Source organism: Sphingomonas chlorellae, assembly GCF_056485145.1.
In genome coordinates this window covers 100,480-110,584 of the sequence record NZ_JBQXXM010000007.1, presented here as the reverse complement: position 1 = coordinate 110,584, position 10,105 = coordinate 100,480, and the positions used below count along the sequence as shown (strand labels likewise).

The following is a 10,105-nucleotide window of genomic DNA, read 5'->3' as shown; positions in this document are numbered from 1 at the left end:
TTCTGAGCTGTGAGGGAAGGTTCGGTGAGCGGCGTTTGTCGAGACGGGGGTACGGAGCGGCGATCTAGCCGCTTGTCCGTGCGCGCGCGCGTCGCCGATCGGGCAGGTGCTGGACCTTGGCGCGCGATATTCCTGGCATTGCTGCTGGCTTTCACATGGCAAAGCATTGTTGCCCAGACCCATCGACATTTCGATGCCGTTCGCAGCTCCGCCGGCCTTGAACGCGCTCCCGATGACTTGCGGGAACGCGGGAGGCATGGGCCGGCTGAGCAGCCTGGCAATTGTCCCATCTGCAGGGAGATCGCGCACGCAGGTGCCTATCTGGTGCCAACGCCTCCCGCCATCGGGGCGCCGGTCGCCGCCAGCTTCCATGTAATTCCACCCGCATTCAACGTCCTGACCCTTACGCCGCCGGCCCAAGGCTGGCAGAGCCGCGCACCCCCGCTCCGATTCCAAGCCTGAGGACTTCGCTCACAAAGAGAGGCGCGTATTCGCGCGCCCGTGCGCCGTGGAGTCCCTGATCCCCGAAGACCAAGGTTCCTGGAGCAATTCATCATGCGTCATCTGTTTCTGCTGAGCGCCGCCACGATCGCGCTTGCCCTTCCTGCCGTCGCCTATGCCGCCGGCCCCGACACCACCGCACCGGCTGACACCGCAAAGGCCGCTCCGGCCGATGCACCCGGCGACGGGCAAAGCACCACCGGCAATCATGGCGACGAGATCGTCGTCACCGGCCTGCTCAACCAGAGCGAGAAGGACGTGCTGTCCGGCACTTCGATCGTCTCGGGCGAAAACCTGACCCGCGAGCTGCGCCCGAGCATCGGTGAGACGCTGGCACGTCTGCCCGGTGTCTCTGCCAGCTCCTTCGGCCCGACCGCCTCGCGCCCGATCCTGCGCGGTTTTCAGGGCGAACGCATCCGCGTACTGACCGACGGCATCGGCTCGATCGACGTGTCGAACACCTCGGTCGACCATGCGGTGGTGATCGACCCGCTCCTCGCCGAGCGCGTCGAGGTGCTGCGCGGCCCGTCCGCCCTGCTCTACGGCTCCTCGGCGATCGGCGGCGTGGTCAATGTGATCGACACGCGTATCCCGCGCAGCGTGCCGGAGAATGGCTACCGGTTCGACGCGATCGGTAGCTATGGCTCGGCGGCCAAGGAGCGCTCGATCGGCGGCGCCGGTGACGTCGCGGTTACCGACAAGCTCGTACTCCATGCCGACGGTTCGTACCTGAAGAGCGACGACCTGCATGTCGGCGGCTATGTGCTGACCCCGGCTGCGCGCGCCCAGGCCTTGGCGGCGGCGGCAGGTCCGACCACGCCGGACGATCCCGACTTCGCCGCGACCGCCGCGCTGAAGAACACCTTGCCGAACAGCGCCGCCAAGACCTGGACCGCCGGCGTGGGCGCATCGATTATCACCGACACCGGCAGCCTTGGCATCTCTTATAGCCATTATGACAGTCTTTATGGCGTGCCGATCCGCTATGCGCTCGAGTCTGGCGCTGGCCAGGAAGCACCGCGCCTCAGCCTGATCCAGAACCGCTTCGACCTGCGCGGCGAAGTCGATACCGGCGGCGGCTTCCTCAAGCAGATCCGCCTGCGCGCCGGATACGCAAACTATCGCCACTTCGAGCTTGGCGAGGACGGTTCGATTGGTACCGCCTTCTACAACAAGGGCCTGGAAGGCCGGCTCGAGCTGGTTCAGGCCAATCGCGGCGGCTGGAGCGGCGCTTCCGGCGTGCAGTTCTTCAACCGAGACTTCAACGTGGTCGGGGACGAGGCTTTCCTGCCCAAGAACTCCACCCAGCAGATCGGCTTCTTCACGCTGCAGCAATTCGATTTCGGCGCGCTCAGAGCCGAGGGTGGGCTGCGCTACGAGATGACCACTCAGCAGGCCAATCCGATCGATGGCGACCTGCGCTTCTTCTCGGGCAAGCGCGACTTCGATGCGCTCTCCGGCTCGGCAGGCGTGTCCTATGCGCTGGGCGACGGGGTGCGGATCGGCGTGAACCTGTCGCGCACCGAGCGCGCACCTTCGGCCGAGGAGCTGTTCGCCCGCGGTGGTCATGCCGGCACGCAGAGCTGGGAGCTGGGCAGCCCGGACTTCGCGCTGGAGAAGTCCTGGGGCCTGGAAGGCTCGCTGCACGTCCACAAGGACGGCTTCAGCCTCGACGCCTCAGCTTACTACAACTGGTTCTCCAACTACATCTCCGAGAACCAGGTCGATCCGGCGATCTGCCAGGCCGCCGCAGCGCCGAGCGGGCGCGACGTCGACCTGCCCTGCTTCCAGTTCCAGCAGGCGGCGGCGCGCTATTACGGGTTCGAGGCCGATGCCTCGGTCCGCGTCGCCAAGATCGGCGGCACCTCGATCAACCTCGACGCGCTGGGCGACTATGTCCACGCCAGCATCGTCGACGAGGGCCCCGTGCCCCGCATCCCGCCGATGCGCGTGCTCGGCGGGATCGAGGCGCATTCGGACCGGGTGACCGGCCGCGTGGAAGCCGAGCATGTGTTCGAGCAGAACCGGATCGCCGCGTTCGAGACGCCAACCAGCGACTATACGATGGTCAACGCCTCGATCGCCTTCCGGCCAATCCCGGGCAACCAGAAGATCTCGCTGCTGCTCAGCGCCAACAACATCTTCGATGTCGATGCACGGCGCCATTCGAGCTTCCTGAAGGACTTCGCCCCGCTGGCGGGACGCGACCTGCGCGCGACGGTGCGCGTCGGCTTCTAAGGCCGGGAAGCGGGAGCGGCGGCGCCGGGGAACCGCGCCGCCGCTTCCCCGCGATTGTGAGACTATTGGAGTAAAGACATGCGCTGCGGACAACCGGCGGCCGAGCCTTCCGCGATCGACTGGGTCGAGCGGATGGCGGTCGGCGCCTCGGTCCTGTGCCTCATCCACTGCGCCGGCCTGCCGCTGCTGCTTGCGGCGCTGCCCGCTTTGTCGCGGCTGGTCGCCCTGCCTGAGACGCTGCACCTGTGGATCCTGGTGCTGGCGGTGCCCAGCTCGGGGCTCGCCCTGCTGGTCGGGACCTGGGGGCATCGCCTGTGGCAGCCGCTCGTCGCCGGCGCCATCGGCCTTGCCCTGCTCGCGGCGGGGGCGCTGGCCTTCGCCGAGACGCCGCAGGAAGTGCCGCTGACCATCGCGGGCAGCCTGTTCCTGGTGTTCGGCCATGTCCGCAACTGGCGGCTGCGGCACCGCCACCACCGCCATGGCTGAGCAGCGGCGCCCTGCCGGGCAGCTGAACGAGGCGATCCTTCGCCTGCTCAAGGATGCAGGGCGGCCGCTCCGGGTGGTGGAGATTCGCAAGACGCTCGAGCTGGGCGGCGAACCTCTGGCGGCCAGCCAAGTCTTCCGCGCGATCCGCCAGCTTGCCGACCGCCGGGAGATCCAGAAGGTGGAAACTGCCCGCGGCTACGCGATGGGCAACAGCGACAGAGAGATACTCCTCTATTGCCGTTCCTGTGGGGCGGTGACGCGCATAGCCTGTACGGAGGCATTTGAGCGGCTCGACCGCCTTGCCGGACAGCATGGACTGGCGGACCCTAGGCTCGTGATTGAGGTTCCTGGTCGGTGTGGCCGGTGCGCCGAGGCAACGATCATGGAGCGCTAGCCGGGTGGGGGACCAAGCGACACCTCAACTCCGAAGCCCGGCCCAGCGAGCAGCTTCGCTTCGCCGCGGTGCGCCGCGGCAATCGCCGCGACGAGCGCAAGGCCCAGCCCGTGCCCGACCGAGGAGCGGCTCTGTTCGGCGCGGCTGAATCGCTCGAAGAGCCGGTCGCGTGCGGCCTCGGCGACCCCCGGGCCATCGTCGATCACCCGCAGCCGGACGACGCCGCCCTCACGGGCCAGCACTACTCGGACGAGGGTCCCCGGGGGGGTGTGGCGAAGGGCATTGTCGAACAGATTGGTAGCGAGCTGGAGAAGCAAGCGGCGATCGCCAAGCACCTGGATGGCCGGGTCGATGTCGGTCTCGAGGAGATGCGCGCTCGCTTCCGCGTCGGGGCGATAGGTCTCCACGAACTCCAGCAGCGCTGCGCCCAGCGCCACGGGGCGAAATTGCTTGCGCACGCCGAGCCCCTCGACCTCGGAGATGCGAAGGAGCGCCGCGAAGATCTCGAGCAACTCGTCGGCCTGAACGATGGCGGCCTCTATCGCAGCGCCGCGTTGCGTGTCGGCACCATTTTGGGCTTCGTCCAGCCGGTTGCGCAATCGGGTGAGCGGCGTGCGCAGATCGTGCGCGACATCGCTGGAGACCTGGCGCAAATTGGTCATCAGCGCCGCGATCCGATCAAGCATGCGGTTGAGCGTTTCCGAGAGACGGTCGAATTCGCTGTCCGAGGCGTCGACCGGCATCCGTCGCGACAGGTCGCCCCCGATGATCGCCAGCGCCGCGCGGTCCATACCCCGCAGCCTTGCCCTGGTGACCGCGCCGAGCGTCCACGCGCCGCCAAGGCCGAGCAGCAACATCGCTCCGAACGCACAGGTGAAGAGCAGCAGCAGGCGCCGATCGGTCTCGTCGAGCACGGCGCGGTCCGCGGACACGACGAGCAGGGCGCCGTCGTCGAGCCGCGTCGTCAGCGCCTGCCCGATGCGGCCGTCCCGGTAGGGAAGAAACTCCAGATATCCGGGCTGAGCTGGCGCGTCCGCCGCAAGCCGTCCGGCGCGGTGGCGGCCCGCGGCGTCGACGAGCAGATAGTCGAGATGCTCGGGACCGGGGATCGCTTCGCGCCGGGCAATGCCCGTGGCGATCGCCGTGGTGCGGTCCTTGCCGGGTTCGGCGAGCAGGGCGCGGGTCTCGGTGGCGGTGCGGTGGTCGAGCTGCTGCTCCAGCGCCTCATGGGTGACCTCATAGGAGAGAGCGCCGATACCGACCGCGCCCAGGGTAAGCGCGAGGCTGACCAGCAGGGCGATGCCGAAGGTCGAATTGCCGACCCGGCGCATCATCCGCCCCGGATCATGTAGCCGGCGCCGCGGATGGTCTCGATGGCGTCTTCGTCAAAGCCGGCATTGAGCTTGGCGCGCAGCCGGCTGAGATGGGTCTCGACGATATTGGTCTTGGGCTCGAAATCGAGATCCCAGACCCGCTCGAGCAGCATGGTCCGGGTAACGACCCGGTGCGGGTTTCGCATGAGTTCGGCAAGCAGGAGGAATTCGCGCGGCTGCAAGGTAATCCGCCGGCCGGCGCGCCGGACTGCACGGCGCTCGAAATCCAGCTCGATATCCCCGACAGTAAGGCGATTGGGTTCGGCAAGGCTCGCGGGCAGGCGGCGGCCCAGCGCCAGCAACCGAGCGCTCAATTCGGAAAAGGCGAACGGCTTGACCAGATAGTCGTCCGCGCCGCTTTCCAGCCCCTCGACCCGGTCCTCGATGCTGCCCATCGCGGTCAGGATGAGAATGGGAATAGTGCAGCTGCCGGCACGCAGCATCCGGATCGCCGACAGTCCATCGATGACCGGCAGCATGCGGTCGATCACCAGGACGTCGAAGCTGCCCTCGGTCGCCTGGAAAAGCCCGTCGCGTCCATCGATGGCAATCGCCACCGAATGGCCCGCCTCGCTCAGCCCGCGGGCGATGAAGTCCCTGGTTTCCTGGTCATCCTCGACGATCAGGATACGCATCAGCGTGCCTCCATGCCGGGGCCTTGCCAGCCGCCGCCGAGCGCCCGGAACAACAGGACCTGGTTGCGCGCGACCAGGAGGTCCGATCGCGCCCGTGCGAGCCGCGCAGTGGCAAGGCTGCGCTCGGCATCGATGCGGAGCAACGGGGCGGCGTCGCCCAGCCTCACGCGCGCGGCGCTGCGCCGCGCATAGAGCGCGCCGGCCGCTTCGGCATCGGCAAGGCGGCGGTTGCGTGCAACCTCGGCATCCATCTCGGCCAGCGCCGTCTCGACCTCGCGCAGCGCCCGCAACACTGCGATGTCCCAGCTCGCGAGCGCGCCGGCTTCGGTGGCGCGTGCCTGGGCGAGCTTGGCTCGCCCGGGGACGTTGGGAAGCGCCCAGCTGATCAGGGGCGAGAGCGCGGCGGAGAAATCGCCCCGCAACAGCCCGACCGCGCCGCCGAGATTGATCCGGGGGTAGAGCTCGGCATGGGCGACGCCGACCCGCGCCGCGGCGGCCGCCAGCCTGCGTTCGGCCTCGCGGATATCGGGACGCCTGAGAAATAGCGCGGTGCCGTCGCCGATCGGTGCCGCGCCATGCAGGCGGGGCACGGCGGTGCAGGCCAGCGACCAGCCGCGCGCCGCCGCGGGCGCGAGACCTTGCAGCGTGGCCAGGCGATAGAGCGCATTGTCGCGCTGCGCGGCGAAGCCGGGGACATCCGCCTCGGCGGCGGCAAGCAGGGTTTCCGCCTGCGAGACTTCGAGCGGCGAGACCTCGCCGGCCCGGAGCTGATCGCGCAGGGTCTCGACCGCGCGCGCCTGCGCGGCCGCGATCTCGCGCGCGACTGCCTCGCCGCGCCTTGCCCCGCATAGATCGACATAGGCGAGAACCGTGTCGGCCGCGACCGCGACCCGGACGCCGTCTGCGGCCGCCTCGGCGGCCGCCGCATCCGCCCGGGCGGCGAGTGCGCCGCTGCGGAGCCGACCGAACAGGTCGGCATCCCAGTTGACCGTCGCGGCGATATCATAGTCGGAGGAGGACACGGTCGCCGCGCTGGGCTGGTCTGCCGGATTGTCGATGCCGAGGCTGCTCTCGAGCGTCGCCTGGGGCAGGCGCTGGGCGCGGGCTTGGCGGAGCGCCGCACGCGCCGCGTCCAGATTGGCATAGGCAAGGCGCAGATCGGCATTTGCAGCGAGGCTAGCCGCGACGAGCCGGTCCAGCTCGGGATCGTCGAACATCCGCCACCAATGATCCGGCACCGCCGCGATCGACGCCGAAGGTAGCGCGGCAAAGGGCGCTTCGGCGCCGGCGGGCGGGATGGTGCGCGGTGCCTGGGCGCCAGGCGTGGCGCAACCGGCGGCCGCAAGCATCAGGAGCGAGGTGAAGCGGCGCATCATGCGGGCGCTCCTTGGCGGGGGGTGGAGGGACCGGCGGCGCGTGGCTCGCCGAACCGGGCGTAGAGGCTCGGCATCAGGAAGAGGTTGAGCAGCGTCGAGGAGACCAGCCCCCCCAGGATGACGATTGCCATCGGGTGCTCGATCTCATGCCCCGGCGCGTTCCCCGCCACGATCAGCGGTACCAGCGCGAGGCCGGCACAGGCGGCGGTCATCAGGATCGGGACGAGCCGCTCCTCGGCGCCGCGGCGGATAAGGGCAGGACCAAAGGCCTCGCCCTCGACATGGCGAAGATGGGCATAATGCGAGAGCAGCATGATCCCATTGCGCGCCGAGATGCCGAGCACGGTCACGAAGCCCACCAGCGAGCCCAGCGACATCGTCCCACCCGTCAGCGCCACGGCGACGACGCCACCGACCAGGGCGAAGGGCAGGCTCGCCGCCACCAGCGCGGTGATCCTGAGCGACCGGAATTCCAGCCAGACCAGCAGCAGCACGCCGACCAGGCAGAGAAGGCCGGTGGTCCAGAGCCGCTGGCGCGATTCCTTGAGCGCGGCATATTCGCCGAGCACCTTGGCGTGATAGCCCTGCGCGAAGGACAGGCCGGCGACTTTCTGCTCGACCGCGCGTGCGACGGAGCCCAGGTCCGCGCCTTTCACGTTCAACGTGACATCGATGCGGCGCACCCCATTCTCGCGCTTCACTTCGTTGGGCGCGGGCGCGATGCGGATTTCCGCGACATCGCCGAGCCGGACTTGGCTGCCATCGGGCGCCTGGAGTGCGAGGCCGGCAAGCGCGTGGAGATCGTCGCGGACAGCAGGCTCGCCCCAGAGCGCGACGTCGAAGGACTTCTGGTCGCGGTAGATCTCGCCGACCTTCTCGGCAGCGACCAAGGTGGCTGCCTGGCGCCGGACCTCCCCGGCGGTGAGCCCTAGCCGAGCCATCTCCACCGGCCGCGGGCGGATCTGGATCTGGGGGACGAGAACCTGCTGCTCCACCTTGAGGTCTGCAACGCCCTCGATCCCGGCAACGCCGGTGCGCACCCGCTCGGCTGCGGCACGCAGCTCGTTTTGGTCGGGGCCGAAGATCCGCACGACCACCGAGGCGCCGGCACCCGTCAGCACTTCCTTGATCCGCTCGCGCAGATAGGTGAGCACGTCGCGGAACAGGCCGGGATAGCCATCGATCACCTGCTGGATCTTGCCGACGCTGGCGTCATAATCGGCCGTCTCGTCGAGGCTGATCCACAGCTCGGTGAAATTGGGGCCGACCACCTCGTCGGCCGCCTCGGCCCGTCCGATATGCGCGCCAAAATTGCGTATGCCGGGGATCGCGCGCAGCTCCTTCGAGACGCGGATCGTGATGCGGTCCATCGCCTCGATCGACGTGCCCGGCTTCTCGACCCAGTGCATCAGGAAGTCGGTCTCGCGGAAATGCGGAAGGAATTCGTCCTTGAAGCTCGCATAGCCGATCGCCGCGACCGCGAGCCCGGCGGCAACCACGCTCATCGCGACGCGCGGGCGATCGGTCAGGCGGGGCAGCAGCCCGGCATAGCCGCGCTTCAGCATCCGGACGAAGCGGGTGTCGCGATGTTCGCCGAGCGGGGCCTTGGGCAGCAGCATCAGGCTAAGCGCCGGGGTGACGGTGAGCGCGACGAGCAGCGAGGCGGCGATGGCCAGGATATAGGCGATCGCGAGCGGCTGGAAAAACGTGCCGGCGAGGCCGCCGAGGAAGAAGATCGGCAGGAACACGAGCATCACGATCAGCGAGGCGAAAACCACCGCGCTGCGCACTTCGATCGAGGCGTCGAACACCACTTCGAGTGCCGGGCGGGGATGCTCGGCCTCGCCGTTAAGCCGCAGGCGGCGGGCGATATTCTCGACATCGATGATCGCATCGTCGACGACCTCGCCGAGCGCGATCACCAGTCCGGCGATCACCATGGTGTTGATGGTGACGCCGCTCCACAGCAGCACCAGTCCAGCGCCGACGAGCGAGAGCGGGATCGCGACCAGGCTGATCGCCGCCTGGCGCCAGTCCCGGGTGAACAGGATCAGCACCCCGGCAACCAGGATGCAGCCGATCGCGAGCGCGCGGGTGAGGTTGTCGATCGAGCGCTCGATGAAGGTGGCGGGACGGAAGATCGAGGTGTCGATCTCGACTCCCTTCAGCCCCGGCTTGATCTCGGCGAGCGCGGCTTCGACGCCCTTGGTGAGATCGAGCGTGTTGGCGGTGGGCTGCTTCTCGACGATCAGCATGATGCCGGGACCGTCGTTGATGATCGCATTGCCGATCGGAGCGGCATGATCCTCGGTCACGCGGGCCACGTCCCCGATGCGGATGGGTGCCCCGCCCGAAAGCTTGATAAGGGTGCGCGACAGGTCCTCGGCGGTCTGGATCGCTCCGACCTGCTGGACGGCAAGGCGCTGGTTGGGCGTGTCGACGAAGCCGCCACCGCCCACCGGCACCGCGTCGCCTGCCGCGGCGCGCAGCTCGGCGAGGGTGACGCCGGCCGTGCGCAGCCGGTCGGGATCGACCAGGATCTGGAGCTGGCGGTCGCGCTGGCCCCAGGAAGCGACATTGGCCACGCCGGACACGGCCATGAGGCGGGGACGGATCGTCCAGCGGACAAGCTCGGACAGCTGCATCTGGTCGAGGGTCTTCGAGCTGATGCCGATCTTCATCGCCCGGCTGGTCGAGGAGAGCGGCGGCAGCAGCGTCGGTGCGCGGGCGGCGGCGGGCAGGCGCGCCTGGACCTGCGCGACGCGCTCCTGGACCAGCTGGCGCGCGCGGATGACATCGGTGCCGGGCGCGAACAATATGACGACCGAGGACAGGCCGAGCACCGACTTCGAACGCAGGGTCGTGCGTCCCGGCACGCCATTGACTGCGACCTCGAGGGGTACGGTGATCAGGCTTTCGACTTCCTCGGTCGAGAGCCCCGGCGCTTCGGTCTGGATCTCGACGATCGGCGGCGCGAACTCGGGAAAGACGTCGAGGGGAACGTCGCTCGAGGCGCGCAGGCCGAGAAGGACGAGCAGGACGGCGAGCGCGAGCACCAGGACCCGCTGGGTGAGCGAATTGCGGACGATCCAGCTGAGCATG

Annotated in this window: 8 protein-coding genes; 4 read left to right on the top strand and 4 right to left on the bottom strand. The window is 68.6% G+C overall.

All coding sequences use genetic code 11. The features are described 5' to 3' along the window. The first annotated feature begins 9 nt into the window (after positions 1 to 9). The 4 genes from ACT3CF_RS16575 (at position 10) to ACT3CF_RS16560 (ending at position 3,619) form a co-directional block, all read left to right on the top strand. The gene (locus ACT3CF_RS16575; protein ID WP_478424651.1) at positions 10 to 462 is read left to right on the top strand and encodes a DUF2946 family protein; all 453 of its coding nucleotides are present in this window, start codon (positions 10 to 12) and stop codon (positions 460 to 462) included. Positions 463 to 555: 93 nt separating this feature from the next. Further along, positions 556 to 2,739 (top strand): TonB-dependent receptor, encoded by a 2,184-nt coding sequence (locus ACT3CF_RS16570; RefSeq protein ID WP_478424649.1) that lies wholly within the window; start codon positions 556 to 558, stop codon positions 2,737 to 2,739. A 78-nt stretch (positions 2,740 to 2,817) separates the two neighbouring features. Beyond that, positions 2,818 to 3,225: a MerC domain-containing protein gene (locus ACT3CF_RS16565; RefSeq protein WP_478424647.1), complete on the top strand. Its 408-nt coding sequence runs from the start codon at positions 2,818 to 2,820 to the stop codon at positions 3,223 to 3,225. Further along, a complete protein-coding gene (locus ACT3CF_RS16560; RefSeq protein WP_478424645.1) occupies positions 3,179 to 3,619 on the top strand; it encodes a hypothetical protein in 441 nt (146 codons plus the stop codon). The genes ACT3CF_RS16565 and ACT3CF_RS16560 overlap by 47 nt, the downstream gene beginning before the upstream one ends. Here the strand turns inward: ACT3CF_RS16560 and ACT3CF_RS16555 are convergent. Genes ACT3CF_RS16555 through ACT3CF_RS16540 form a run of 4 tightly spaced genes read right to left on the bottom strand, consistent with a single transcriptional unit; the run spans position 3,616 to position 10,104 of the window. Beyond that, a complete protein-coding gene (locus ACT3CF_RS16555; RefSeq protein ID WP_478424643.1) occupies positions 3,616 to 4,953 on the bottom strand; it encodes a sensor histidine kinase in 1,338 nt (445 codons plus the stop codon). The two genes, ACT3CF_RS16560 and ACT3CF_RS16555, sit on opposite strands and share 4 nt — an antisense overlap. Beyond that, the gene (locus ACT3CF_RS16550; protein WP_478424641.1) at positions 4,950 to 5,627 is read right to left on the bottom strand and encodes a response regulator transcription factor; all 678 of its coding nucleotides are present in this window, start codon (positions 5,625 to 5,627) and stop codon (positions 4,950 to 4,952) included. The genes ACT3CF_RS16555 and ACT3CF_RS16550 overlap by 4 nt, the downstream gene beginning before the upstream one ends. Beyond that, positions 5,627 to 7,003, bottom strand: coding sequence for an efflux transporter outer membrane subunit (locus ACT3CF_RS16545; protein ID WP_478424639.1), 1,377 nt, complete (start codon positions 7,001 to 7,003; stop codon positions 5,627 to 5,629). The genes ACT3CF_RS16550 and ACT3CF_RS16545 overlap by 1 nt, the downstream gene beginning before the upstream one ends. Then, positions 7,000 to 10,104, bottom strand: coding sequence for an efflux RND transporter permease subunit (locus ACT3CF_RS16540; RefSeq protein WP_478424637.1), 3,105 nt, complete (start codon positions 10,102 to 10,104; stop codon positions 7,000 to 7,002). Before ACT3CF_RS16540 ends, ACT3CF_RS16545 begins: the two co-directional genes overlap by 4 nt. Between the last annotated feature and the right edge of the window lies 1 nt (position 10,105).